This is a genomic window from Companilactobacillus jidongensis (assembly GCF_003946575.1).
Classification (GTDB): Bacteria; Bacillota; Bacilli; order Lactobacillales; family Lactobacillaceae; genus Companilactobacillus; species Companilactobacillus jidongensis.
On the sequence record NZ_RHOP01000005.1, the window covers coordinates 52,731 to 79,434 of the forward strand.

23 protein-coding genes are annotated in these 26,704 nt (G+C 36.3%); 17 read left to right on the plus strand and 6 right to left on the minus strand.

The features are described 5' to 3' along the window. Window positions 1-141 precede the first annotated feature (141 nt). The 8 genes from EKM68_RS03995 to EKM68_RS04030 all read left to right on the plus strand — a co-directional run bounded on the left by EKM68_RS03995 (window position 142) and on the right by EKM68_RS04030 (window position 12,000). The gene (locus tag EKM68_RS03995) at window positions 142-804 is read left to right on the plus strand and encodes a helix-turn-helix domain-containing protein (protein ID WP_225422958.1); all 663 of its coding nucleotides are present in this window, start codon (window positions 142-144) and stop codon (window positions 802-804) included. Between the two features lie 36 nt (window positions 805-840). Continuing rightward, entirely contained in the window at window positions 841-2,007 is a 1,167-nt protein-coding gene (locus EKM68_RS04000) for a site-specific integrase (protein WP_125588376.1), read from the plus strand. Between the two features lie 436 nt (window positions 2,008-2,443). Next, window positions 2,444-3,400: a hypothetical protein gene (locus tag EKM68_RS04005; RefSeq protein ID WP_125588377.1), complete on the plus strand. Its 957-nt coding sequence runs from the start codon at window positions 2,444-2,446 to the stop codon at window positions 3,398-3,400. Window positions 3,401-3,540: 140 nt separating this feature from the next. Continuing rightward, a complete protein-coding gene (locus tag EKM68_RS04010) occupies window positions 3,541-5,307 on the plus strand; it encodes a glycerophosphoryl diester phosphodiesterase membrane domain-containing protein (RefSeq protein ID WP_164509347.1) in 1,767 nt (588 codons plus the stop codon). Between the two features lie 124 nt (window positions 5,308-5,431). Continuing rightward, window positions 5,432-6,010 carry a helix-turn-helix transcriptional regulator gene (locus tag EKM68_RS04015; protein WP_125588379.1) on the plus strand — a complete coding sequence of 193 codons (579 nt, stop codon included), beginning with the start codon at window positions 5,432-5,434 and terminating at the stop codon, window positions 6,008-6,010. Between the two features lie 65 nt (window positions 6,011-6,075). Then, window positions 6,076-6,996: an aldo/keto reductase gene (locus tag EKM68_RS04020; protein ID WP_125588380.1), complete on the plus strand. Its 921-nt coding sequence runs from the start codon at window positions 6,076-6,078 to the stop codon at window positions 6,994-6,996. Between the two features lie 196 nt (window positions 6,997-7,192). Further along, window positions 7,193-9,760 carry a SpaA isopeptide-forming pilin-related protein gene (locus tag EKM68_RS04025; protein WP_164509348.1) on the plus strand — a complete coding sequence of 856 codons (2,568 nt, stop codon included), beginning with the start codon at window positions 7,193-7,195 and terminating at the stop codon, window positions 9,758-9,760. A 158-nt stretch (window positions 9,761-9,918) separates the two neighbouring features. Continuing rightward, window positions 9,919-12,000 carry a HelD family protein gene (locus EKM68_RS04030; RefSeq protein ID WP_125588382.1) on the plus strand — a complete coding sequence of 694 codons (2,082 nt, stop codon included), beginning with the start codon at window positions 9,919-9,921 and terminating at the stop codon, window positions 11,998-12,000. Window positions 12,001-12,029: 29 nt separating this feature from the next. Here the strand turns inward: EKM68_RS04030 and EKM68_RS04035 are convergent, their stop codons facing one another. The 3 genes from EKM68_RS04035 to EKM68_RS04045 all read right to left on the minus strand — a co-directional run bounded on the left by EKM68_RS04035 (window position 12,030) and on the right by EKM68_RS04045 (window position 14,849). Further along, window positions 12,030-12,827: a Cof-type HAD-IIB family hydrolase gene (locus EKM68_RS04035; protein WP_164509349.1), complete on the minus strand. Its 798-nt coding sequence runs from the start codon at window positions 12,825-12,827 to the stop codon at window positions 12,030-12,032. Window positions 12,828-13,014: 187 nt separating this feature from the next. Next, the gene (locus EKM68_RS04040) at window positions 13,015-13,773 is read right to left on the minus strand and encodes a YibE/F family protein (RefSeq protein ID WP_125588384.1); all 759 of its coding nucleotides are present in this window, start codon (window positions 13,771-13,773) and stop codon (window positions 13,015-13,017) included. Further along, entirely contained in the window at window positions 13,773-14,849 is a 1,077-nt protein-coding gene (locus tag EKM68_RS04045; RefSeq protein WP_125588385.1) for a YibE/F family protein, read from the minus strand. Before EKM68_RS04045 ends, EKM68_RS04040 begins: the two co-directional genes overlap by 1 nt. A 571-nt stretch (window positions 14,850-15,420) precedes the next feature. Between EKM68_RS04045 and trpX the strand changes: the two genes are divergently transcribed. The 7 genes from trpX to EKM68_RS04080 all read left to right on the plus strand — a co-directional run bounded on the left by trpX (window position 15,421) and on the right by EKM68_RS04080 (window position 22,431). Then, entirely contained in the window at window positions 15,421-16,419 is a 999-nt protein-coding gene (gene trpX, locus EKM68_RS04050; protein WP_164509355.1) for a tryptophan ABC transporter substrate-binding protein, read from the plus strand. Then, window positions 16,416-17,306, plus strand: a complete 891-nt coding sequence (locus tag EKM68_RS04055) for an ABC transporter permease (protein WP_125588387.1) — start codon at window positions 16,416-16,418, stop codon at window positions 17,304-17,306. Before trpX ends, EKM68_RS04055 begins: the two co-directional genes overlap by 4 nt. Beyond that, complete coding sequence (locus EKM68_RS04060) at window positions 17,303-18,052, plus strand: ABC transporter ATP-binding protein (protein ID WP_125588388.1); 750 nt, start codon at window positions 17,303-17,305, stop codon at window positions 18,050-18,052. Before EKM68_RS04055 ends, EKM68_RS04060 begins: the two co-directional genes overlap by 4 nt. Before the next feature lie 188 nt (window positions 18,053-18,240). Continuing rightward, entirely contained in the window at window positions 18,241-19,266 is a 1,026-nt protein-coding gene (gene argC, locus EKM68_RS04065; protein WP_125588389.1) for an N-acetyl-gamma-glutamyl-phosphate reductase, read from the plus strand. A 17-nt stretch (window positions 19,267-19,283) separates the two neighbouring features. Next, window positions 19,284-20,498: a bifunctional glutamate N-acetyltransferase/amino-acid acetyltransferase ArgJ gene (gene argJ / locus EKM68_RS04070; RefSeq protein WP_125588390.1), complete on the plus strand. Its 1,215-nt coding sequence runs from the start codon at window positions 19,284-19,286 to the stop codon at window positions 20,496-20,498. A 27-nt stretch (window positions 20,499-20,525) separates the two neighbouring features. Then, window positions 20,526-21,257, plus strand: coding sequence for an acetylglutamate kinase (gene argB, locus EKM68_RS04075; RefSeq protein WP_125588516.1), 732 nt, complete (start codon window positions 20,526-20,528; stop codon window positions 21,255-21,257). A 16-nt stretch (window positions 21,258-21,273) separates the two neighbouring features. Continuing rightward, complete coding sequence (locus EKM68_RS04080; protein WP_125588391.1) at window positions 21,274-22,431, plus strand: acetylornithine transaminase; 1,158 nt, start codon at window positions 21,274-21,276, stop codon at window positions 22,429-22,431. Window positions 22,432-22,499: 68 nt separating this feature from the next. On the opposite strand, the gene EKM68_RS04085 is transcribed toward EKM68_RS04080, so the two are convergent. Both EKM68_RS04085 and EKM68_RS04090 read right to left on the minus strand, forming a co-directional pair. After that, a complete protein-coding gene (locus EKM68_RS04085; RefSeq protein WP_125588392.1) occupies window positions 22,500-23,639 on the minus strand; it encodes a trans-sulfuration enzyme family protein in 1,140 nt (379 codons plus the stop codon). A gap of 318 nt (window positions 23,640-23,957) precedes the next feature. Next, window positions 23,958-24,620 (minus strand): flavodoxin family protein, encoded by a 663-nt coding sequence (locus tag EKM68_RS04090; protein WP_225422959.1) that lies wholly within the window; start codon window positions 24,618-24,620, stop codon window positions 23,958-23,960. A 259-nt stretch (window positions 24,621-24,879) separates the two neighbouring features. Here EKM68_RS04090 and EKM68_RS13665 point away from each other — a divergent pair, with 259 nt between their 5' ends. Both EKM68_RS13665 and EKM68_RS04100 read left to right on the plus strand, forming a co-directional pair. Further along, window positions 24,880-25,542, plus strand: coding sequence for a MarR family winged helix-turn-helix transcriptional regulator (locus EKM68_RS13665; RefSeq protein WP_225422960.1), 663 nt, complete (start codon window positions 24,880-24,882; stop codon window positions 25,540-25,542). Further along, window positions 25,532-25,894, plus strand: coding sequence for a rhodanese-like domain-containing protein (locus EKM68_RS04100; protein WP_125588393.1), 363 nt, complete (start codon window positions 25,532-25,534; stop codon window positions 25,892-25,894). The genes EKM68_RS13665 and EKM68_RS04100 overlap by 11 nt, the downstream gene beginning before the upstream one ends. Before the next feature lie 151 nt (window positions 25,895-26,045). Here the strand turns inward: EKM68_RS04100 and EKM68_RS04105 are convergent, their stop codons facing one another. Then, a complete protein-coding gene (locus EKM68_RS04105; RefSeq protein ID WP_125588394.1) occupies window positions 26,046-26,693 on the minus strand; it encodes an NAD(P)H-binding protein in 648 nt (215 codons plus the stop codon). Window positions 26,694-26,704: the final 11 nt, after the last annotated feature.

The following is a 26,704-nucleotide window of genomic DNA, read 5'->3' on the forward strand; positions in this document are numbered from 1 at the left end:
TTGACAACTATTCTTGGCAACAACAAGATTATACAATAATCTCAGTTTAAATGACAACTAAATTTGTCATTTATCTATATACTATTTGTTGTTGTTGCTTATACGTGCATAAATATCTATAATTACATAGAGGTGATAAACGTGATAAGAAATAATCTTGCAGTTTTACTTGCTGAACGCTCTTTAAAAATAACTAGGGTTGCTAATGATACTGGCATATCAAGGAATACGATTACTAGTACCGCGCAAAATGATGGCAAAATGATACAACTAGAAACCATAAATAAACTATGCCAATACTTAGACATACGTCCTGATCAATTTTTTGAATATTTACCATTCGATATCTTTGGTAATTTTTCCTTAAATAACTTAGATTTTTCACTTGATTATCTTGACGGTATTATGGATGCCAATCATGTTACTAATGCAGTAATCAATAGTTTTGATATGGATAGTTTTATATCAATTTCATCGTCATCAAAAAATGGTAATAATACAATTACAACACTCGATTGTAAAGTTAAGCCCAACTTATCAACTGATAATACTATATATGGTCCAGATAACAGTTTAGAACTAAACCTAATTCCCGATGATAATAATGATAATGATATAGCAACCTTTAAGAATTATTGGGAACGTACACCAGCTGGTTTTAAAACTGATCTTCATGATAAATTCACTGATAATATTAAAAGTAATATTGATGACTACATATTTAATCAAATGACTGATGCTTGGGAGGGCTTTGAACCCCTATTCCTCGGTTACTCCAATATTTCATTAGATATCCGCCTATGATTTTTTCCCGCCCGTCCAGCGTTAGGAGAAATACAAATGGCAACAGTAAAAAAGTACACAAAAAAAGACGGTGCAACCGCCTATATGTTTCGTGCTTATCTCGGTATTGATCCACAGACTGGTAAAGCTAAAAGAACAACCCGCCGTGGCTTCAATACTGAACGATCCGCAAAATTAGAATTAAAAAGAGTTGAGTTTGAAGCGACTCAAGGCATAACCAAAAAGCAAGAATGTAATAAAACGTTTAAAGAGGTTTACCTTGAATGGTACGAAAGCTATATAAATACAGTACGTGAAAGCACTTGGAACCGTACCGCGGGGATGTTCAACAATCATATATTACCTGCACTTGGTCGTTATCGGTTAAGAACCATCACTACGGCGCAATGTCAGACATCCCTTAACAAGTGGTTTAAAGCAACCGACCGCAATTACAAACGATGGTTCAACTACGTTCAATCAATTTTTGAATATGCAATACGGCAAGGCTATATAACTGATAATCCTGCTAAACGTGTAATCATTCCTAAGAAGTCCGCTAAATCTGGCAAGAAGCTGCCTAATTTCTGGGATAAGGATCAATTAAAGACTTTTTTCAGTTACATAGATCCAATAAATGATCTTGAGAAATATACTTTATTCCGCATACTAGCATTTACCGGTGTAAGACGTGGTGAGTGCCTTGCCCTTACTTGGGATGACTTGAATACACAAAAAAGCACCTTGAGCATTAACAAAACGCTAACTCAAGGCGATAAGGGTAAACAGATTATACAGGCCACTAAAACAAAAAAAGGCAACCGTACGATTTCATTAGATTCTACAACTCTATTTTTTCTTAAAAAATGGAAATTAGAACAAACAAGAAATTTATTCATGCTTGGGTTTAATACCAACAATAAAGATCAATTAATCTTTGCTACTAGAAATAATACATACAAGTCACTTAATACCCCTAAAAAGTGGCTTGATAAGACGTTAGATAAGATTAAAGACAATAATGTTACCTTACCCAAAATAACAATACACGGCTTTAGACATAGCCATGCAAGTGCCTTGTTCGCTGCGGGTGCAACAATAAAAGAAGTACAAGAACGATTAGGGCATGAAGATGCTCAAACTACCTTAAATATTTATACTCATGTCACTGAAAAACAAGATCAAGAAGCCGTACAAAAACTGGTAAACTTCTTAGATTTTTAAGGCCATGGTAGTCAATTTGGTAGTCAGTCAATTTTTAAACACATTTAAAATGCTTGTCAGCATTGATATAACTGTACTTTGGTAAAACTAGGGTTCAAACCCCTGGCCACCCATAGCAATTATCGCTTAACCGATGAAATCAAGTTTAACACTTGGTGTCATCGGTTTTTTATTTGTACTGGTAATTTAAAAAAATCACTACTTATTAATGATAGTCTACAAAAGTAAAAAAACCAACCAAGACATACTTATAAAATAATTAGTCAATCGATTATCTTTATTCATTTATTGGTTTTTTAATTATACATAACTAATCTAATTAACATTATCAAAAAAACTATTCAAACGTTTTTATTCAAATTTCAAGCGTTTAAGTTTGAAGTGTCTAGACCACCTTTTATAAAATGAAGTTAGCTTATTTGAGGAGGGTCATCTCATGGAACAACCTTCAGAACCAGAATCACAAATCATTGGAATTCTGAACAATGAGCAAATTGTCTTCGATCGCGAAAGAACATTTCCTGGTTTAATAAGTAAAACTGAAAATGTTCTTCTTCCAGTAGATTTTGCTCTGAACATCAATGGATTTTTGGCAATTATTGAATACAATGGTGCTCAGCATTACAAAGCAAAGAATAATACTGCTGGATCACAATCCGCATTTCGAAGGTTATGTGCAAATGGTACGGCACGTTTAGATTTTTGTAATAAGAACAATATTCCACTTCTCATAATTCACTATAAGGACAAAAATAGACTAACTAAAATCATTAATTTTTTCATACAAGATGTCAAGAATAATCTCCATGGTTCTACCAAATCTTACACCGCACATACCAAGGGGTATTTTAAAAATATACCCTATTATACTTTTGGTGATACTCCCACCGGCCCTATCAAACCAGTTCAAATACATGAAAATGACAGTCTAGGATATCTATCGCTCAGTAACGACGCTATTGTTTGGACCAAAAAAGAGCTAGACACACTGCTATCACGCATCGACAGTTACGAAAGTAAGATTCAGCAATACAAGTCTGTGACCGCTGATCTTGTTTTGACGATCGATTCATTACAGAATGAACTCACTAGAAAAGATGAACTATTAGCTGAAAACAAGAATCATAAACTTGAACCTAAAATTGACAAATCAATAGAAAAAAAGCCAGCAACGTATGAACTAGTCAATAAATCTAACTTAATAGAGCCTTATAAATTCACAGGAAAATTTCGAATGCATAATTCTCCACGAAGCCGTTTAACTTCTGATGCACGAATATTCATTAAAACTTTATCGAATGATCATGGTAGTGCCGTGGAAATTCAAGATTACTTAAAAAACACATATCATGAAAGTATCTCACTGCCCACCTTGAAAAAATGCTTACTATAATTAATGATTCCCCTTTCTCATTGTCATATATACAATAATTGTTCAAGTTTATTGCAAGATAATTTATAATCTAAAAAATATTTACTTAATATTTATTACTTGTATTATTATTAGTATCAATGGGATTATCGGGGGCAATCATGGGGAGCTTTAGACTTTTTAGAGATCAGAATCGCAACTTCTGGCAGTATTTTTGGAAATACAGTCAAGTCATTATCTTGATTCAATTATTAATTACATTTATCATAGTTCCACTTCTAAATGTTCTAACCAATGGCGTTCTTTACTTTGGTGGTATCAAATATGTTTCTTATACTAATTTTATAAGTATCGTAACCAAACGACCGTTGGTATTCCTTGGTTTGGTTGCCATCCTTTTATTGATACTACTCTTAGTTTTCAGTCAATTTGCATTCGTTCTAATTAGTTTTCAGGCTATCAAATCAAAAGCAAATTTGCGTTGGCGTGACTATTTAAAAACCATTTTTCGAGAAATTGCCAGTCTGCCATTCAAAGCATTCGGCTTCTTCTTGTTATATTTTTTGATTATTACTCCCTTTGCTAGTATTGGCTTTTCCTCCAATTTACTTAGCAAAGTAAAAGTTCCTGAATTTATTCTTGAATGGCTATTTCAAGAACATTTAATTTGGGGTATTACCTTAATCATCGTCTATGCTGTTATTTTTTACGTTGGTATCCGTTGGCTTTTTGTTTTACCACTGATGATTTTTGACAATCGAACTGTCAAGAATGCTATCAGACAGAGTTGGCGCATGACTCGTAACAAAGTTGTTTATTATTTACTAACTTTCATCAATCTTTTTATCGTTATAACGATAGCAACATATATTATTTTTGGAATAATTTTGGCTGGACAATGGGGATTTGATCACATCACGACTGTTAGCTTTCCTACCGCCATTATCAATTTAACCTTGGTTCAGTTTATCAACATTATCTCCAGTATCTACGCAACCGCCATATCGGCACTGATAGTCTTACACCAAACACGCACGCAATATATCTATAATGCGCACAGAAGTCGTTCTCATAGATGGTTCTGGATCGGTCTGGCAGTTGTTACTATTATTAGTTTCATGTCGTACGACACGATGTATTTCAAAGGCTGGCTAATGGAACGACCGGCTACTATCTCACATCGAGGTGTGGATAATGGTAATGGTGTTCAAAACTCTATTCCAGCATTGAAGACAACTTCCAAGGAAAAACCTTCCTATATTGAAATGGATATTCAAGAGACTAAAGATCACAAATACGTTGTTTACCATGACAACACCTTAAAGGGATTAGCTGGGATCAACAAGCGCCCAAGTCAAATGACCTTAGCGGAATTGCAAAGAGTTACGATCCATGAAAATGGCAAAACAGCGCACATTGCTAGCTTTGATGATTATTTAAAGACTTCCACAAAATTACATCAGAAGTTATTAGTTGAGTTCAAATCAGTTAGTGGTAATAGTAATGATTTCGTTAAAAATTTTGCCAAAAAATATGGTGCTCAACTCGAGCGTAACGGTGATATGGTTCATTCACTCAAATACAGCTATATTGAAGATAGCACTCGTTATATGCCAAAGGTTGCAGCAAACTATATTCTTTCCTTTAATCTCACCGGTGTCCCAATCAGTGACGCTGATGGATTCACAATGGAATACACAACTTTGAATTCTAATTTTGTGGACAATGCGCATGCCATCCACAAAAAAGTTTACGCCTGGACGGTCAACGATACTGCAGCCATGAGTCAGATGATGTTTTTAGATGTTGATGGCATTATAACCGACAATTTGTCCGACTTAAAAACAGAGATTCGTACTAATTTTGATCAAGCCGGTTACGCTAAGCGAATCTGGAACTTTATCTTACAAATGCAAAGTCCATTTTAACTTTTAGACACTTTCGGGTGTCTTTTTTGTATCTCACGAATGTAAACAAATCTTTACACAATGCCCGTCAAATTTGCTATGAATCATCCCCACTCCCTGCGATAATAATTACAGAGGTGATGAAATGGAACTCGGTAATGTGATAAAAAACAAGCGTAACAAATTACAGCTAACTCAAGAACAATTGGCCGTCAAACTGCACGTCAGTAGACAAACTATTTCTAAATGGGAAAATAATAACGTGGTGGAGAAAATCAGTCAAGATGTTACTGGTAAGAAAAAATATAAGCGCTTTGCAATTACCCTCTCAATAATCGGCGTTATGACGCTATCCTTTTTAGGATTACTCAGCTATGGACATCATTATCAAAAAGAATACATTGATCTCATTAATCCATTTTTAAAAACCGAAACCAGTTATGCTGTTATGCCGATAACTAATAAACCAATTCCGAAAAAAGACATTTATATTCAAAACGATGCCTTCGGAAATGGCTTTTGGCAAAAAGTTTATGCCGGTATTATTGAAAAAGACAACCATTGGGCAATGGTCTCACACAAGGGGTCTTATGTTTTTAGTCTCAAATTAATCGATAAAAAATACTGGGGTTATCCACGTAGTAAATATGAAACTCTAACTTATTTCCCATACGATGCAAGAGGCAATGGACCAAGAACAAGTTCCTGGAACCCTTTCCACTAATTATTTGACTACCTTCTGAGTAACTACGATAATTAAACTGTTACTAAATGTAGGAGGAAAAACATATGAAACAACGTTACATCGGTGAAACAAGTTGGGAAGCTTCAGCTGTCGCACTCGGAATCATGCGCATGAATGCATTGACACCTGACCAAGCTGCCAAATCGATCGACACAGCATTCGATAATGGAATAAATTTTATTGATGCCGCTGATATTTATGGCGATGGAGATTCTGAAAAGATCTTCGGTGAAGCTATGAAAAAGACCAGCGTTAAACGTGAGGATTTGTATATTCAATCAAAGGGTGGAATCGTATCTGGTGTCCGCTATGATTTTTCCAAACAACATTTATTAGATGCTGTTGACGGAAGTCTTGAACGTTTGGGCGTTGACTATCTTGATTCATTCTTACTTCACAGACCAGATCCATTGATGGAACCAGAAGAAATTGCTGAGGCATTTGATGAGTTACAAAAATCAGGCAAAGTCCGTCACTTCGGTGTTTCCAACTTCAATCCTCAACAATATTTGATGGTTCAAGAAGCCGTTGATCAAAGATTGATCATTAATCAATTACAATTCAGTATTATGCATACTGGTATGGTCGACTTTGGAATGCACACTAACATGGCTGATACCCGTTCGATCAATCACGACGGTGGAATTCTTGAATTCTCGAGACGCATGGGCGTTACAATTCAAGCTTGGTCACCATTCCAATATGGCATGTTCCAAGGTGTTTTCATTGATAATGATAAGTTCCCAGACTTGAATAAAAAATTGCGAGAATTGGCTGGAAAATATGGCGTATCCAAGAACGGTATCGCTACAGCCTGGATCCTAAGACATCCTGCCAACATGCAAGTTGTCATCGGTACAATGAATCCAGAACATATCGCTGACAGTGCCAAGGGTGCTGATATCAATCTTACAAAACAAGAGTGGTATGACATATACTTTGCTGCTGGTAATGACTTGCCATAAAAATTTAAAAATTGGACTGAGAATATATTCTCGGTCTATTTTTTTTATAAAAAAATAATTGATATTACATACAATTGTTTAATATATATATTATAAAAAAACAGTTGAGCCAATTATCATCCAACTTCATTGTAAGGAACTATAATTCGTTTTGAATCAAATAAAGAGCATTAAATTGCTAAGGGAGATGTTAATCATGAGTATCAAAAAGAAATCCTTTTTGATTAGCATGGTTGCGATTCTAATGGCTCTTCTAGCATGGATGGTTCCTACTGAGACTGCCCATGCGGCAACTTCCACAGGGGTTCAACCCACCTCGAGTATCGCAGTGGCTGGATTAAATCCTGAAGATGCAATCATTAAAGATTCAAATGGTAACGCAGTTTCAAATGATGATCCATACTATTATTGGAGTCATTACAACGTTACTTATGATTGGTCAATTGCTGACGGGGTTCAAATTAAAGATGGGGATACAGCCACATTTGAATTACCCGAAAATGTTAGAGTAACTGCCAATTTAACAAACGTTCCTATGTATAATGACGACGGGGTTCAAATTGGTACATATTCAATCAATGCTGGTGAATCTACTGGTACTATCACCTTCAACGATGCCTTATCATCAACAACTTTTGACAGAGAAGGTAGTTTGACTTTTCATGTTAGAGGTAGAAATACTAATACTGGCGAACCCGGACAACTAGATTGGAACATTAACAAAATTGGTTGGTTAAGCGACTATACAGAAGCTGGCTTGCCAAAATATGTTGTATGGAATATAGCCTTTAATCCTAGAAGTGAAAATCTAACTAATGTTGTTGTAACAGATAAACTTAGTCCTGGACAAACTTATGTCGATGGATCTGTTTATGCTCCAACTGGTAGCTATAATGAGAACAATAACTTCATTTCCGATGGTGGAACAATTACTCCACAAGTCGTACAAAACGGCAATGAACTTAAATTCTACTTTGGAAATGTTTCTACTGCAGTTGACATGACTTTTAAAGTTTTGATCGACGTCAATCAAAATGCAGATAACATTTACACGGACAATGCGACACTCACATCTGATCAAATAACTGGTGAAGTTGACAGCAGTGTTCATTATGGTGGTAATGGTAATGGTAATGGTAGTACCGCTACAGGTAACATTTCATTACAGAAGACTGATGAATCTGGTAGACCTTTGACAGGTGCTGTCTACGAATTAAAAGATAGCACTGGCAAAGTATTAATGAGCGATGCTACTGTAGATGAAAATGGACAATTAACCATAAATAATCTACCCGCTGGAACTTATACTTTAACTGAAATAAAAGCACCTAATGGATATGAGTTAAATACAAATCCTATCGAATTCACAATTCCTGGTAATATCAAAGGTGAAACACTTGATCTAGATCAAGTAGATAATCCTGATACAACACCTCCAGTTGTGAAACCTGATACTGGTAGTGTTATTTTTGACAAAGTATCTGTAACCACTGGCGATTTGTTACCCGGTGCCGAATACGATTTACTTGATGCCGATGGCAAAGTTATTCAAACTGGCCTTGTAACCGACGATCAAGGACGTATTTCAATTAGCGGACTAGAGACCGGTGATTATGCTTTCAAAGAAACAAAAGCACCTGAAGGATACGATCTATCCACAGAATTAATTAATTTCACTATCACAAAAGATAAATCAACTTATGTAACCGCAAGTGATAATCTGACTGGTGGTGAACAAGATTTCGGTGGTGCTGTTTTGACCAAGAATGATTCTGAAGGAAATCCTTTGACTGGCGCTGTCTATGAACTAAGGGACAGCAATGGTGAGGTGATCGATAAATATGCTACTGACAAAGACGGCAAATTAACATTTGATGCCTTGGCTGATGGCAAGTATACTTTGATCGAGATTGAAGCACCTGATGGATATGAGATCAATAAGACACCTATCGAATTCACAGTTGAAAAAGGTAAAATCATTCAACTAACTGCTACAGATAAAAAGACACCTGGCGTCACAGTTCCACCGGTTGTAGTACCTCCTGTTGAACCAGAAACAGGTACTGTAATCCTTACAAAGACTGACGAATCTGGAAAATTCTTAGCTGACGCAGTTTATGAACTCAAAGATAGTAAAGGTAAAGTTGTTGGTACATACACTACTGACAAAAATGGTAAAATTACTATCAAAGATTTGGTCGATGGCAAGTATATCTTGACTGAAATCAAAGCTCCTGAAGGCTATGATGTCAACAAGACTCCAATTGAATTCACAGTTGAGAATGGTAAAACTACTGAGTTAAGTGCCAAGGATAAGAAGTCCCCTACCGGACCTGAAATCCCTGTTGTACCTGGACCCGGTGGACCTAGTGAACCCGGACCTGGACCTGTAAATCCTGTTGTACCTGGACCCGGTGGACCTAGTGAACCTGGACCTGGACCCGTAAAACCTGTTGTACCTGGACCTGTGAAACCTACTGTCCCTGGTACCAACGAACCTAGTGGACCTACTAGCCCCGTAATCCCTGGATTACCTGGTGGAAGTAACGAAGGTTCATCTGTTGGAACCGGAACTCCTTCAACAACTTATCCCGGAGGTATTACTCCTGGACAATCTGTTCCTGGATCATCTGGAACATACATGAACAGTGGCTCTAGCAAGTTCCCTCAAACCGGTAATAAAGAAAATATCTTAGCAACCTTAGCTGGTTTCCTAATTTTGATTGGATTTGCCGGATTTGAAATAAATCGTAAACATATCTAAAAAAAAATAGGATCTACTTTTAAAAAGTAGGTCCTATTTTTTACGTGATTAATTCTTTCCTCATATATATTATGAAGGATTTTTTGACTCATTACAAGACTGTTATTTATAGAACTATCGGACTAATATTAAGTACCTAATATAAGGAGGTATCATATATGGATAATACTTTCAAATCAGAACAGGCACATTTAACAATGGTCTACCAGACACTTGAGAATACGTTAAATAGTATAGACAAACTACTTGCGGATAACGCCGATACAGCTAAGAATTTCAAGAAAAGTGTCGGAAAAGAGACCGCCTTGAATTTTGATAGCTACGCCGATAATTTAGACACCTTCGCAGCAATCGAAACTATGAATAAACAAATCGATTACTACAACAGCAAACAAGATCAACTACAAGACACAAGATCACGCGTTACCCGCCTTCTGCCTGCTCCTTATTTTGCTCGAATTGATTTGAAATATCCAGATGAAACAGAGACAATTCCCTTCTATATTGGATCTGCTGGATTCTCTAAAACTCCAGAAGATCCAATGATCTTAGATTGGCGTTCGCCAATTGCTGATCTATACTACAACAATAAGATTGGACCGACGGAGTATCTAGCTAATAATCGAAAAATTGAAGTTTCCGTTGATAAGCGACGTCAATTCCTCTTACATGATGATATTTTACAAGATATTTTTGATACTGATGTAGCGATTCAAGATCCACTGTTAGTTAAAACATTACAAGAACACAAGAATAGCCAGATGAGTTCAATCACTTCTACGATTCAAAAGGAACAAAACGTAATTATTCGTGATACTACTAGCCCAGTTCTGTTAGTTAATGGTATTGCCGGTAGTGGTAAAACCTCTGTAGTGCTTCAACGAATTGCTTATCTATTGTATCGTTACCGTGATAATTTAATTTCTAACGAAGTACTAATATTGACACCAAATACATTATTTACCAATTATATTAATCAAGTTTTACCAAGTTTGGGTGAAGAATCACCGCTACAAATGACATTCAAACAACTATTAGAACAGTTCACAAATACTAAGATCAAATTCAATTCCAATGTTAGTCATGTCCAAAAACTGGCTGATCTATTAAACAAATTAGAATTATCATCTAGAGACTTCAAGAATATCAAACTTAACGGTAATAATATTTTTACTCAAGACAGTATCAAAGAGTTATTCGACAAAACTCCTAACAACTTGTCACTAGACAAAAGAGTATCTGCTCTGACTTCAGTGATGGTCAGCCAAATCGAAGACAGCATTGAACGTGATTCTAAAGATGGTAAGATACAAGCCAAACTATCAGACCTGTCTGATACTCAACAAGATCAGATCTTTGGCAAAATCATTTCACCTAATTCTGATTTAACCTTTCAACGTGCTACAAAAAAAATGCTGCAATGGAAAAATAAAAAATTACTAAAACAACTGAAACAAAAAACTTGGTTGAATATTACACAAATTATTAAAACGGTCTTAAAAGACAATCATATAAATCAACTTGATTACATATATACATGCCTAAAGTTACTAAACCTAACTCGGAAAAATCTCAAATTTGCAATGATCGACGAAATTCAAGATTATTCAATGGATCAAATCATTTTCCTGATCACCGCTTTTCCTAAGGCCAGATGGACTTTGGTGGGCGATCAATTCCAATCTATTCGTGAATCTAACGATCCATTGACATTCGCAGATCTAAAAAAAGCTTTTGAATCACATCATCTTAGTGTAATACAACGAAACTTGTACACTAGTTACCGTTCAAGTGGCACCATAACTGACGCTTTCGTCAAGCACGGTTCCGTTGAACTAGCAGCAAAGATAAATGCAATTCAAGTTGGTGGTAATAAACCTAAATTTATTAGTAACAATGGACTCAACCAATTATTGGCTAACTTGAAAACGCAGCTCCATAACATCGACAATACTGAACTTTCAGCCGTCGTTACAAGTAACCTTACTTTGGCAGAAACAATTCATGACAAAATAAAACAGACCGTCCTCGGGACTGATTCCGAAAGACTGCCTGCAAAAGGTACTATTGTTCTACCGCTAACATTAGCCAAAGGATTAGAATTTGATAATGTCATCGTGGCAGATATTAATTCTGATTACTATAAAGATACACGTTTTGGTGAAAATCGAATTTACACAGTTTTTTCACGTGCCTCAAAAATATTGATCGTTAATTCAATTAAAAAAAGTCGCCATTGAAGTGTCCTTAGTCAAAGGTAATACTTGTTTTATACCAACATATCAATCGTACGCAACACGCCATCATCATTATTATCGAATTCAGTTACATACTTACTACTATTCAAAATATATTCATTAGCATTCTTCATAGCAAACCCAAAATCACAGGTATTCAATAATTCAAAGTCATTGTAATTATCGCCAAAAGCAGCGGTATCACCTTTATCGATATTCCAAAGATCTTGTAAATACTCAAGAGCTGTTCCCTTATTAATGTTTTCAGGTACTATATCCAAACCACCAAACCCGCCAGAAGTAATATGTACATCACCGACTTCTGCATTTAATACATTTTCTTTGTTCATCGTATCCTGATCTATCCAATTCAATGAAACTTTGTAAATCTTATCATCGACATTTTTCAAATCATCGACCTTAATAATATTTTGATAATATTTTCTTGTTTCTTTCATAGATTTTTCCGAAATTGAATTTGCAACATATGCTCCTTTTCTCCCAGACAAAACAACTATTGCCCCTTTAAGTATTTTTATTTTACTAAGTAATGTCAGAATATTGGATAATTGTTCTTTGGTTAATATTTTTTCAAAAATTATTTTACCGTCATTAATTATCAATGCGCCATTTTCAGCAATATAGGTCTGATTTGAATAGTCATTATTAAAATAATGAAGTAATTGCTGATACTGATTGCCACTAGCTACTACAAATTTGATATTCTCTTTTTCAAATTTGGTATTCAAAAAATCAAAATGATCATTATCAAATTCCTTGTAATCATCTAAAAAAGTGCCATCCATATCTGTTGCTATCATTTTTATCATGGTCATTCCTCCGTTGTATTAGGAATATCCTAATATCAAAATAATCATTATATTTAATTACTTGTTTAATCAAATAAAGTTTAGCATAAAATAGCATAATTTATAAAATAAATTACGCTATTTTGAGTATACATATTATATACAAAAAAACGACCTGCGAAATTTATCTTCCGAGATCGTGAACATATTATATTCTCTCTTTACTAGACTTGTTCTTTACTCTCCGATACACAAGATAAGAAGTAATCGGAACAGTTAATATAACACCAATTGCACATATCAGCATCGTTATGACTTCTGCCACCACCAACTTATCGTTAATAATTTCACCCACATTGTCATTCAATGAATGAATTAAAAAGAATAGCGGAAAAGTTGTTGCAAAAAAATTAAATAGTAAAGTATTGGTCTGTGTGCTCAAAATCCGATTACCAACTGAGAATCCATCATTGAATACTTCTGTTGGCGTCAACGTCGGCTTATTCTCGACAATTTCATTCAAACCACTAGTAATAGCGACGCTGGTTTCAGATATAACACCCAAACTATTAACAACGATAATTGCCACTGCTAATTGAGGGAATGAAACACCCGCAGCAAGCGAAAATCCCTCTAGTTCTTCCTGATCCTCCACTCCCATACCTTGCGCACTGGCCCAATATTCAATCGGTATCGTGATTAGAACTATAACTACCATAATCAATAATGATGTCTTAAATGCGATGTTGGCAGTACTAGGATTCTCCACGTTCATAAATATTGCTACAATCAAAATAATAACCGAAACAATCGCAGTAGTTATTAAAACATTGAATCCATCAGCAATCAAAATCAATAATGCTACGATTGAAATAATATTTATTCCTAAACCAAACAAAAGTGACAGACCACGACTACCTGCTACAAGTAGTAATAAAATTACAAAAGCTCCTAATAAGTACAGCATTAGACAGTCCTCCTTGTAATTACTTTACTAGCAATGAAACTAGTTATCGGAACTGTCAGAACGATTCCAATCCCACTGATCAATAATTGTGCCAATCCCAAACTTAAGGTCATTTCAAAAGTATAATTAATTGAATTGCCATTGCTCAAGTATAGTAAAACCACATTTAAATGCTCTGCAATTACAATAAATAATAGAATATTGATCAGCGGACCAATTAGTTCACGACCAATATTTATTCCAGATTTGAACAATGTTTTTTCAGATACATCAGAGATTTCTTTTTTCATCTCAATCAGTGATGACGAAATATCCATTGTTTCATCCAAGATAACACCCAGAACACTGAATATAACTTGAGATATGAAGACACTAAAATACGGTTGCAATCCAAAGTCTGTCAGTTCCATGTGAACTCCACTATTATTAGATAGATTCAACAATAGAACGCTTAATAAGATTGAAACGGTAGTGGAAATAACCGTACTTGAATATGCCATTAGTGCATCTGACGTTGGACCTAGAATGACTATTAGGGCAATTCCTGAAATAAGTAACGCCGTTATAACGGTCATCAATAACAAAATACTATTGTGGGTATTGATCAACATCTTCATAAATCCATAATAAACAACCAAATTCAATAAGACGCTCGTCAATAACTTACCTCGACTAAATTGCATACAGAATAATAAGACCATTACCAGTCCAATTGTAAAGACTAAGACCGTGTCTCGCTTAACATCGTTAATCGAATAATGTTTGCCAGTCTTCGTCAGCATTACTTGTTGACCGACTCGATATTTTTGATCAGTCAACTGTGATCGATAATAAGTATTTTTCAACGATATTTTTTGTCCGCGCTTAGCAGTATTCAAGAACCTACCAGTAACTCGTTGAGTTACTTGGGTATCTGTATTCTTATATTGATCAGTGTTCTTGCTCTTTTCCAACGTCTTAATATTTTCAACTTTAATAATTGGATCTTTATATAGAAATGCATCGAATTCAGTAAAAATCACCGCAAGAATTGCGATAACTATAACAATACATATCCGTAAATATTTTTTTTTCATGATTTCACCACTCAAATTATTATTCAATAATATCACTACTTAACATTATTTAGTAATCTAGTTAAAAATATCATATCCTCGGCGTTCATTAAAAGATATTTAAAAAAATAATTAACGTCAATGCAAAGCCAGTATAATCCTTATCAAATAAAGGTTCCACGTCTTTTAATTATCAAAGTGTTTTATGATTATATCAAGATATTTTGATTAAACCGTTGACAAACATTTCAGTTTGAAATATGATTTTTGACATCAACTACTCAACTGAATTTTAGCTGAAGAAAACGTTAGGAGATTTTTATCATGAAAAATACTATTTCTCTAAACATCGTTAACAAGCGTTGGCAAAGCCGATAATTCAGGTTGATCCGGTATGGATGTGACCTGAAGAGGATCATATCCGTGTCGGCTTATTAAACTAGTTTAATTAAAAACTTAAGCCCACATGGAATTTCTAGATAAAATCCATGTGGGATTTTTTTGTCCAAGACAATCTCACAAGCTATGAGATTGTCTTTTTGTTTTCTATAATATTTAATATGAGAATCACGGGGGAGAAAAAATGAAACATATGAAACGTTTATACGGAACTATTATTTTCTTATTTGCCTTTTTGATATTCGCCTTCTTCTACACAGGCCATAACGAAACCGTTGCTAAAAACAAGATTCCGAAGGTCGGAGTTTTGCAATTGATGTCCCATCCAGCCTTAGATCAAATCAATAAAGGGCTTGATGATACATTGAAGAAACACGGTTATATCAATGGTAAAAACATCAAGATCGAATTCCAAAATGCTCAAGGGGATCAGAGCAATCTAAGAACTATCAGTAAACAATTCGTTCAAGACAACGTTGATGTTGCTGTCGGAATAGCAACTCCATCAGTTCAATCACTAAAAAACGCTACTTCAACTATTCCTATCGTCATGGGTGCTGTTACCGATCCTAAAGGCTTCGGGATCATCCCCAGCAATACCAAACCAGGCGGCAATATCACTGGTGTATCTGATCAAGCTCCACTAGACAGTCAACTTAAGTTGATCAAAGAAATCATGCCTGATCTTAAAAATATCGGTATCATCTATACTTCCAGTGATATGTCAGCTACCACTGAAATGAAGAAGATGAAGAAACTAGCTGCTAAACAAGGTATGAATGTTTCTGTATCAAGTATCAGTAACGTTAATGACTTAGAACAAGTATCAACTAGTCTTTCACAAAAAGTACAAGCTATCTTCGTTCCAACTGACAACACAGTTGCTAGTGGTATGAAACTTCTATCAAGCATCGCTGCTAAACAAGGTGTTCCAGTCTTTCCAGCCGCAACAACCATGGTTTCTGACGGCGGACTCGCTACATATGGATTAAGCCAATATGAGCTGGGTGAACAAACTGGTGAGGATGTCGTTAAGATTCTTCGCGGTAAAGGCAAACCAGCTACAATGCCTGTCACATTTATCAAAAAAGGCCATTTGATTTTGAACGAGAAGCAAGCCAAAAAACTTAACATCATGTTCCCAGAATCAGTTATCAAACGAGCTCAAAAAGAAGGGAAGATCATCAAATGAATCTAATAATATCAACTATCAGCCAGGGCTTCATCTGGGCTATCATGGCTATTGGCCTCTTCATAACATTTAGAATTCTTGACTTCCCCGATATGACTGTCGAAGGCAGTTTTCCGCTCGGTGCCGTCACTGCGGTCATCTTCATTCAACACGGTTACTCACCAGAACTAGCATTACTTATCGCATTTATCTTCGGTTCACTAGCTGGGTTTGCAACAGCCTTCATGTATACTAAGCTCCACATTCCTAGTTTGTTAGCTGGAATTTTAACTATGACGGCGTTATACTCAGTCAATTTGCGTATTCTTGGTAAAGCCAATATGTCTTTAACTAAATCTGACAATATCTTCAATCGTTACGGATTAGACAAATTACCGGTTAACTTCAACGGAATCTTCCTAGGCATCGTCATCATCGCTATTATTACATTTCTCTTGATCGTCTTCCTCAACACAGAAAAAGGCCAAGCTGTTATTGCAACTGGTGACAACGAAACAATGGCTGCTTCAATGGGTATCAACACTACCATGATGAAATTCATCGGTATTATGGTTTCAAACGGTATCGTTGCTTTAACTGGTGGTCTTATTGCGCAACAAAATGGTTTCGCGGATGTAAACATGGGAATCGGTTCTATCGTTATCGGCCTGTCAGCTATTATTATTGGTGAAGTTATCTATCCTGACGTTTCACTCAGTGCCAGACTTGTTACGATCGTAATTGGTTCCATCGTTTATCGTTTAATTCTGATGATCGTTCTTCAATTAGGCTTTAACACGAATGATTTGAAATTAATTTCAGCCATTATCTTAGCACTATGCCTTGCACTACCAACTATCAGGGCACAATTCTTCCAAGCTTTCAGAAACGGGGTCAAGAGTAAATGAAATCATTATTAGAAATCGACAATGCTATAAAAACTATTAGTAACGACAATCAAGAACTAAATATCTTGGACGGTATCAACCTATCGATCAACCCCCAAGACTTTATCGTTGTACTCGGTACCAATGGTGCAGGTAAATCAACTCTGCTAGATGCTATTACTGGCGCTAACACATTAAGCTCCGGCAAAATTTTACTCAATGGTGACGACATCACATCAACTAATCTTGCCAAAAGGAGTCGCTACATCAGCCGAGTTTATCAGGATCCCAAACTTGGAACATCTCCTCGTATGACCGTTGCTGAAAACTTACTATTGGCCAAACGCCGTGGACTTCCCCGCCGACTACGTTTACGTAAATTAAATGATCATATGAAAGAATTTGCATCATTCACTAAGGACTTGCCAACACTTGATAATCGTCTAAATACTTTTACAGACAAGTTATCCGGTGGACAACGTCAGACGTTAAGTTTTTTGATGGCAATCATTCAAAAACCTGAATTACTATTGCTTGATGAACATACTGCCGCACTAGATCCTCAAACTAGTCAAGAACTGATGGAACTTACCAATAAAGTTATCATCGAAAAGAAATTAACTTGCTTAATGGTCACTCACAACTTAACTGAAGCTGTTAAATATGGGAATCGATTGATTATCTTGAAGAAAGGCAAAATTGTCTTAGACCTCGACAATGAAGCTAAGGCAAAATTAAAAGAACAGGATCTACTTGAGTATTTTTAATGTAGACAAATTAGACACCTTTCGTAACCACTACGGAGGTGTCTTTTTTACGTCTTAAATTAAAATATTTATAATCTACATTAAAAAAACGCTTATTTTATTAAAAATGTAAGAGTATTGTGTTTATTAATTTCCAACGAACAAATGGAAATGATCAAACTTCACACATCGAGAAAGGATGATAGCAAATGAATGTTGGACTTGTCGGAGTTACCGGCTATAGCGGGAGTGTATTATTTGAACTCCTTCGACGACATCCTAACGTTGATCATGTCAACTTATACGGACACGCAAACAAGGTAGCACAATCTTTGAATGAGATATTACCACAATTGCGATCACAAGCTGACATTTTGCCTTATGATCCTGCTGATATCATGAAGAATAATCAATTAGTGTTCTTTGCCACATCGGCCGGCGTTACTACTGAATCAGCCAAACCATTTATCGAGGCTGATTTTCCCGTAATCGACTTGGCCGGTGATTATCGTTTGAAATCACAAAAAACTTACGAGAAGTGGTACAACAAACCCGCTCCCGCAGTTGAATATCTACAAAAGTCGTTTTATGGCTTGACTGACTTTGTATCTTCCAAGGGTCAGACTTATGTCTGTAATCCTGGCTGCTACGCTACAGCAACTCTGCTGGCTCTAGCACCATTGTTACAAAATAAGATCATCGACCCAACTTCGATTGTTGTAGACGCCAAATCTGGTACTTCCGGAGCTGGCAAGAAACCAAACGATATGACACATTTCACTAAAACAAATGAAAATCTGCAACTGTATAAGGTAAACCAACATCAACATATTCCAGAAATCGTTCAACAATTAAAGCTTTGGGACAAAGATGTACCTTATATTCAGTTCACAACAACATTATTACCACTGACACGTGGAATTATGGCCAGTTGCTACGCAAAGGCAAAACCTGACATAACTGAAGATGACGTACGAGACGCTTTTGTCCGAACTTATTCAGATGACACCTTTGTGAATGCTACTGAAGGAGTTTTCCCAACTTTGAAACAAGTTGTCGGAACTAACTTCTGTGACATCGGTTATCAACTAAACCCTGTTACCCATCAAATCGTAATAGTCAGTGTAATTGATAACCTCCTAAAAGGTGCAGCTGGACAAGCGATTCAAAACTTTAACCAAATGTTTGATTTCGCGCCAGACGCAGGCTTAGATCTAACGCCTGTTCTACCATAAATTAGGAGGATTTTTTTATGCTTGAAATTAAAAACAACACTAACAAATATCAAATTATCGACTTCACTTGGCCCAATGGTTATTACTCAGACGGCCTCCACGCTGGACTTCGTAAGGTCAAAAAAGATATGGGCTGGATCTATTCAGAAATTCCTGCCCAAGCTGCTGGAACTTATACAACTAACCAATTCCAAGCTGCCCCTACTAAATTGACTAAACAAACGATCAATCAAGACCATCAGCTACAAGCCATCATCATGAATAGTGCTATCGCTAATTCATGTACTGGTCACCAAGGTGAACTAGATGCTTTGGCTACTCAAAAATTGACCGCTGCAAAATTAGGTATCTCACCCGAATTAGTCGGTGTTGCCTCCACTGGTTTGATTGGTGAGAACCTACCAATGGATATTATCAAAAATGGCATCAATCAACTTGAATTGACTGACAATACTAATGTTACAAGTGCTGTTCTAACAACTGACAAACATACTAAAACTATCAGTGTTCAACTGAATATAGATGACAAAATCGTTACTATTAGTGGTTTTTGTAAGGGATCAGGTATGATTCATCCTAAGATGGCAACTATGTTAGGATTCGTCATGACCGATGCAAATATTCAAGATGGACTCTTACAACAGATACTCAATACAGAAGTAGATTCTACTTTTAATCAAATCACGGTTGATGGCGATACTTCAACTAACGATATGGTCGTGACTATGGCTAACGGAATGGCTAACAATCAGGAGTTAACGACAGACAGTCAAGATTATCCCAAATTTGTCAGTGCCTTTCATGAAGTCTTGAGTCAACTGGCGCAGGATATCGCAGAAGATGGTGAGGGATCAACAAAGTTGGTCGAAGTAAATGTTCATAACGCTGCTTCACATAGCGATGGTCAAAAAGTTGCTAAAGCTATTGTTGGTTCTAACTTAGTAAAATCAGCCATCTTTGGTGAAGACCCTAACTGGGGTAGAATCGTCGCCGCTATTGGTCAAACCGATGCTACAGTCGATATCGAACACACCTTTATTTGGCTTAATGGACTGTCACTTGTTGAAGATAGTCATGCCGCAGACTACAGCGAAGAAGAAATGAAACAATCTTTATCCAATAATAAAATCACAATTGACGTTGACCTAAATAGCGGATCAGAATCCGGTCAAGCTTGGGGCTGTGATCTTACATATAATTACGTCCGAATCAATGCCACATACAAAAGCTAAACAAAAAATGAGCATGGGGTGTAGATGATGGAAGAAACAATCGTAATAAAAATTGGTGGAAACGCTAGCGACCAGTTACCAGAAACATTCTTCGCACAAATCAAAAATTGGTGGGATGCTGGTAAACATGTCTTAATAATCCATGGTGGTGGACCTCAAATATCAAAGTGGAGTGAAATGCTGCATTTGGCCGTTAAAAAGATCGATGGCATTCGTGTTACTAACAAAACAACGTTAGATGTTACCAAAGCGGTTCTACTAGGAATGGTCCAACCAAAATTGTGTCAGGCTCTATCTGCCAAAGGATTACCAGTTGTTGGCATAAATGCCAGCGATAATCACTTAATCCAAGGCGAATACCTCGACCAATCTACTTATGGTGAGGTCGGTAAAGTCACTGGTATCAATAAAGCTTGGCTAGATACAGAGTTGAAAAATCAAATTGGTGTTTTAGCACCACTTGCTCAGACCGCAGACGGACATTGGTTAAACGTCAATGCCGATATGGCTGCGGCAACGATTGCCGTGCAATTGGAGGCTGAATCACTCGTTCTCATCACCGATGTCCCAGGAGTTCTCAAGTCAGGTAAAGTCCTGCCAAAACTCACTGAGACCGTAGCTGATGATCTTTTCAAAAAAGATATTATAAAATCAGGCATGATGCCTAAAATCAATGCTTCCTTCACTGCCCACAATAACGGCGTTGATCAAACATTTATCACAAATGACTTATGCAAGCCCGGAACACAATTTCAATAAAATGGAGGAACCTATTATGGAACATGTATTTCCAACATATCAACGTTTCCCTTTTGACCTAGTCAAAGGACACGATTGTTACTTAACAGATAATAATGACAAAACTTATTTAGATTTTACAAGTGGAATTGGTGTTTGTAGTTTTGGTTACAGTAATAAAATTATTCAGGATAGTGTTGAAAGTCAACTCACGAAAATTTGGCATACTTCTAATCTCTATGAAAGTGCATTACAGGACAAAGTGGCCAATCAATTATGTGACGATGATCAACTAGCCTTCTTCTGTAATTCCGGAACCGAAGCTAATGAGGCAGCTTTCAAATTGGCACGTAAGGCTAGTGGTAAATCAACCGTCATTGCCTTCAACAATGGATTCCATGGGCGTACTTATGGCTCCATGTCACTGACTGGTAATCCTGATATCAAAACCGGATACTCACCGATGGTTCCTGACATTGTCTTCGCAAATTATAATGACAATGACGCTATCGACTTAATTACTCCTGATATTGCGGCAGTGATTCTTGAAGTTATTCAAGGTGAAGGTGGCGTCAATGTCGGTGACAAAGACTGGTTGTTAAAAATTCAAGCAGCTTGTCATAATAACGGTGTTATATTAATTGTGGATGAAGTTCAAACTGGTATTGGACGTACTGGTACTAAGTTTGCCTTCGAACAATTCGAACTCAAACCCGATATCATTACCCTTGCTAAGGCATTGGGTAACGGAACACCAATTGGTGCCATGATCGGAAAAAAAGAATTTGCCTCAGCATTTGGACCCGGATCACACGGTACCACCTTCGGTGGTAACAAATTGTCATTAGCTGCAGCTACTGGTGTACTAGAACAGCTGACCCCCGAATTTTTGAGTGATGTTCAGTCTAAGTCTAAAACCGTTTGGAATTTCCTTAACGATGAAATAAAATCACTAGATGTTGTTACTGACATATCCGGACTTGGTTTCATGATTGGTATTCATTTGGATGAAAAAAAAGTCGCTGTCAATGATATTATTGCAAAATTACAAACTGAAGGACTGTTGACTTTATCAGCCAAATACAATACTTTACGGCTGTTGCCTCCTCTAATTATGAGCGAAGATCAATTGCTCGAAGGTCTCGGCAAAATTAAAGCCGTCTTGCAAAGTGAAACGGTTTTGACTGAAAATTAACCCTCAAACCACAAAAATAAGGATCCGATACAATCAAAGTATCGGATCCTTATTTAATTTCCAAGATTTTAAATTTGATCAAAAGCTTGTTTCAAATCATCAAGTAAATCTTCTGAATCTTCAATACCAACGGATAAACGAACCAACTCGTCCTTGATACCGTTTTGTAAACGAATCTCACGTGGAATAGCAGCGTGAGTCATAACGGCTGGAACTTCGATCAAACTCTCAATGCCGCCAAGGCTTTCAGCCAAATCTACTAACTTCAAACTCTCAACGAATTTCTTAGGATCAAGTCCTGGTTGAAGTTCAAATGAAATCATCGCACCAAAAGTACGCATTTGTTTTTTGGCAATTTCATAGCCGACTGATTCTGGGTTACCTGGATAGTAAATTTTAGCAACCTTATCGTTATTATCTAAATAATCATAAACCAACTTAGCATTATCGGCGTGAACACGCATGCGAACTCCAAGGGTCTTAATACCACGCATCAACAACCAACTGTCATCAGGTCCCAAGACACTACCGATTGAATTTTGTAAGAATGCCAAGTCTTCCGCAATCTTATCATCGCTTGTAACAGCTAAACCAGCAACAACATCGCTGTGTCCACCAAGATATTTAGTAGCGCTATGAACAACAATGTCAGCACCTAATGTCAATGGATTCTGGTTATATGGTGTGGCAAATGTATTATCAACGATTGTTTCTAGATTATGCTTTTTAGCAATTTTAGAAATACCTTCAATATCAGTGATCTTCAGCAATGGATTAGTTGGTGTTTCCAAGTAAATAGCCTTGGTATTATCTTTAATAGCCTTCTCAACAGCATCAAAGTCACGAGTATCTACTGATGTGAATTCCATGCCAAATCGCTTGAGGACTTTATTTATTAAACGGAATGTTCCACCGTAGACATCGTTTCCGACAACAATATGATCACCAGCTGAAAATGTTGAAAAGACCGCATGAATGGCTGCTGAACCTGAAGCAAAGGCAAAGCCATACTTACCATCTTCAATTTGAGCAATCAACTTCTCTAATGAAGCACGTGTAGGATTACCAGTACGTCCATATTCCCACTTGGGACCAGCACCTAATTCGTGTTGATGGAAGGTTGATGAACGATAAATTGGTGTTGAAACGGCTCCTGTTGTTGGGTCTTCACTGAAACCGCCATGAATAAGTTTTGTGTTGAATTTCATAATGTAACTTCTCCCTTTTTATAATCATTTTTATTATAGACTATTTGTATATATTTTTACTCAGATAACGTCCGTTTGAATCAAGTAATACTATGCTCTCAAAAATCAAAAAATAGGGTACAGATATTTAATCTGCACCCTACACGAATATCACTATTATTGAGCTCTTCTACAAAAGTTAGCTACTCAAACTAGTGGATCGCATAAAATGCAAGCCACAACAACAATTGTTTTTTGTTTGAATAACAGATAAAAGCATGTCGAAGAACCTCCTGTTTTGATTTATGGTTATGAGAATAGACTTGAAATTGTTCTTTGTCAAATTTTTGATTCTTCGACTTCTTCAACCCATCTCTCAACTTTAGAATTTGCATCATCCACACGATTACCATCGACAATCAGTGGGGAAGTGAATGTATTATTTTGATTTAATATTTCTTTCATTAAATCTATACTATCTCCACTACCATAGCCACCTTGAGTTTCAAATGGAGCTATTCTCTTATCAGACAATCTATCTCCGTAGTCCAATAGGAATGCTTTCATTGGCTGACTAAGTGTCATAGCCCATGTCTGAAATCCCAGAAAAACAGTATCATATTGGCTTAAATCCGGTAAAATCAAATCCAATTCAGGTGGTGTATTACTCTCTCTTTCAAAATTAGCCCTATCTCGTGTTTTTACGTAATTAGCAGGATACGGGTCTTTAACTGTGATTTCAAAAATATCACTATTTGTTTTATTAATAATTTTACTTGCTAGAAGTTCAGTTGAACCTGAACGCGACCAATAAATAACTATGCTCTTGGCTGTATTAGTTAATTTTCTAATGGGATCATTATTAATATTGGTATCATTCCCATCTGAAGGTGTATTCCCGCCTCCGGCCCAAGATGAACCTTTACGCATTAGTTGATTAGCATAAATATCCACTTCATTTATTTTTCCGACTATAGGCCCTAATTTTAAATTTTTATTCAAATTTTATCCTCCTTTTTATGATTATTAATTTCTTTCGTTCTAGAAGAATGTGCAGTTCTTAGAATATTCATCATTCACACTTCCATATTCTTGTACATATCCTCAAGCGATGAACATAGTATATGACCATTTCAGATATAAGAAAATTACTAGATAAACATGATAGTATACGTATAAAGTATAGTATTGAAATAACGCTTATGAGGTAGCACATGAACCAAAAGAACTTTACAAGGTCTCCAATGCTGGACACGTTGATTTGTACGATAAAACCGATTTGATTCCTTTTGCTAAATTAAATGACTTGATTTCTAAAATAATACCTGCTATTATATCGAATATAGTAAGCTGGCTAATTATTTTTTTTATGGAGGTGTTTATAATTTCAACTAATTTTGATTTTAACGATCGACCAGATGCAGCCCGAATCTCATTAGTTACAGGGTCATCAGGAGAGGCAGAATTGTCTGTGCTGTTCTTAAATTTTCAATGGGCATACAGAGAAATGCAAAGACAATACGATCAAATTTTAGCGAATTCAGATTTGACCGAATCAAAATTCATCATCTTGATGTTTCTCGGACAAGCTAATCAAAAACAACTATCCCCTTCGGAGATAGCTGATAAATTGGGAGCAACCAGAGCAACTGTCACAAAATTACTCAAAGGACTAGTCGCAAAAAAATGGGTACAACGCCTAGCATCTGACACTGACAAGCGTTCAGCCATGATCCAATTGACTGAATTAGGACAACAAATCGTGACACAGTTTCTACCCCACAATTTTTCAGCAGTCCAAACAATTATGGGGACACTGTCAACTGACGAAGTGACACAACTAAACAAACTTTTAAAAAAAGTAAATCAAGGAACACAACATTTAAAACAACAATTGGAGAATAATAATAATAATGCAAAATGAAAAAATTGACTTTTTAAAAACTTATCTTAGCCTATACATCGATCACAATACCGTAATTGCTGATATGCAAAAACCAAATTCAAAGTATGTGGTACTTGATGTTCGTAACGCACCCGCAGCAATCAAAAAGGATCAGATCAAAGGTGCCCTTGCCATACCAGCAAAAGATTTAGCTCAACATCTTGAAGAATTGGACAAATCAAAAACATATGTAGTCTATGACTGGACAGCCGGAACTACTCTTGGCAAAGTTGCATTACTACAATTAATGTCGGCTGGATTTGAAGCATTCGAATTGTCATGTGCACTTGAAGGATGGAAAGGGATGCATCTTCCAGTTGAGAAAATTTAGAATGCAATAACTGAATATACCTTTAGATCCAAATCGCAAAATATTATTAAAAAATAAAGTACCCCATAACTATTAGACATAGTTCTAATAATTATGGGGTACTTCGTAGTTATTGCAGCTACTTTATTTAAACTGCACTGCTATAAATATTTTAATATACAGGTCTATCTTCACCCTGTGTGTCAGCATCCGCAATACCAACTGAATCATTCTTCAAATAGTCTGGATCGGCAATGATTTTGACAATTACATCGGCCATACTTTGACGAGATCCTGAAACACCAAGATATTGTTCATCCTTATGTGTAATTGTATATTTAACTTCATCGCGGTCATTCAACCATGGGAAGCGTAATGTTGTGTATGTTAAACCAGATTCTTCTAGCAATTTGTCAGCGTTAATTGCAGCATCCAAACCACCCTTAACCATGCTGTAGTTCCAACGACCGTATTCACCAGGAACTTCGTTATACAAACCTAACAAGCTGGATTCAATGACACGTTCAACGCCATTTTCCTTCATGGCCTTCACAACATTCTTCGTCATCGTGTTGTTGCCATCGTGGTCAACAAAAGCGATATAAACAATATCTTGACCCTTCATAGCCTCATTAACAGCTTCATAATCAGTTACATCACCATCAATCAAAGTAACGTTTTTGTTTGAACTTAACTCTGATAATCTACTGCTATTACGCAAGAACAATGTCAATTCAACATCTGGTTGTTCCTTTAAAATTCTATCTTCAACGATTTTAGCAATTTGTCCATTTGCGCCTAATACTAATACTTTTTTCATTTTTATCTCTC

Coding starts and splice junctions, on each gene's coding strand:
- argB (WP_125588516.1), top strand. CDS start 20,526: ATGGAAGAAACAATCGTAATAAAAATTGGTGGAAACGCTAGCGACCAG.
- EKM68_RS04010 (WP_164509347.1), top strand. CDS start 3,541: ATGGGGAGCTTTAGACTTTTTAGAGATCAGAATCGCAACTTCTGGCAG.
- trpX (WP_164509355.1), top strand. CDS start 15,421: ATGAAACGTTTATACGGAACTATTATTTTCTTATTTGCCTTTTTGATA.
- EKM68_RS04015 (WP_125588379.1), top strand. CDS start 5,432: ATGGAACTCGGTAATGTGATAAAAAACAAGCGTAACAAATTACAGCTA.
- EKM68_RS04025 (WP_164509348.1), top strand. CDS start 7,193: ATGAGTATCAAAAAGAAATCCTTTTTGATTAGCATGGTTGCGATTCTA.
- argC (WP_125588389.1), top strand. CDS start 18,241: ATGAATGTTGGACTTGTCGGAGTTACCGGCTATAGCGGGAGTGTATTA.
- argJ (WP_125588390.1), top strand. CDS start 19,284: ATGCTTGAAATTAAAAACAACACTAACAAATATCAAATTATCGACTTC.
- EKM68_RS04100 (WP_125588393.1), top strand. CDS start 25,532: ATGCAAAATGAAAAAATTGACTTTTTAAAAACTTATCTTAGCCTATAC.
- EKM68_RS04045 (WP_125588385.1), bottom strand. CDS start 14,849: ATGAAAAAAAAATATTTACGGATATGTATTGTTATAGTTATCGCAATT.
- EKM68_RS04020 (WP_125588380.1), top strand. CDS start 6,076: ATGAAACAACGTTACATCGGTGAAACAAGTTGGGAAGCTTCAGCTGTC.
- EKM68_RS04000 (WP_125588376.1), top strand. CDS start 841: ATGGCAACAGTAAAAAAGTACACAAAAAAAGACGGTGCAACCGCCTAT.
- EKM68_RS04055 (WP_125588387.1), top strand. CDS start 16,416: ATGAATCTAATAATATCAACTATCAGCCAGGGCTTCATCTGGGCTATC.
- EKM68_RS04105 (WP_125588394.1), bottom strand. CDS start 26,693: ATGAAAAAAGTATTAGTATTAGGCGCAAATGGACAAATTGCTAAAATC.
- EKM68_RS04030 (WP_125588382.1), top strand. CDS start 9,919: ATGGATAATACTTTCAAATCAGAACAGGCACATTTAACAATGGTCTAC.
- EKM68_RS04060 (WP_125588388.1), top strand. CDS start 17,303: ATGAAATCATTATTAGAAATCGACAATGCTATAAAAACTATTAGTAAC.
- EKM68_RS04005 (WP_125588377.1), top strand. CDS start 2,444: ATGGAACAACCTTCAGAACCAGAATCACAAATCATTGGAATTCTGAAC.
- EKM68_RS04080 (WP_125588391.1), top strand. CDS start 21,274: ATGGAACATGTATTTCCAACATATCAACGTTTCCCTTTTGACCTAGTC.
- EKM68_RS04040 (WP_125588384.1), bottom strand. CDS start 13,773: ATGCTGTACTTATTAGGAGCTTTTGTAATTTTATTACTACTTGTAGCA.
- EKM68_RS04035 (WP_164509349.1), bottom strand. CDS start 12,827: ATGATAAAAATGATAGCAACAGATATGGATGGCACTTTTTTAGATGAT.
- EKM68_RS04085 (WP_125588392.1), bottom strand. CDS start 23,639: ATGAAATTCAACACAAAACTTATTCATGGCGGTTTCAGTGAAGACCCA.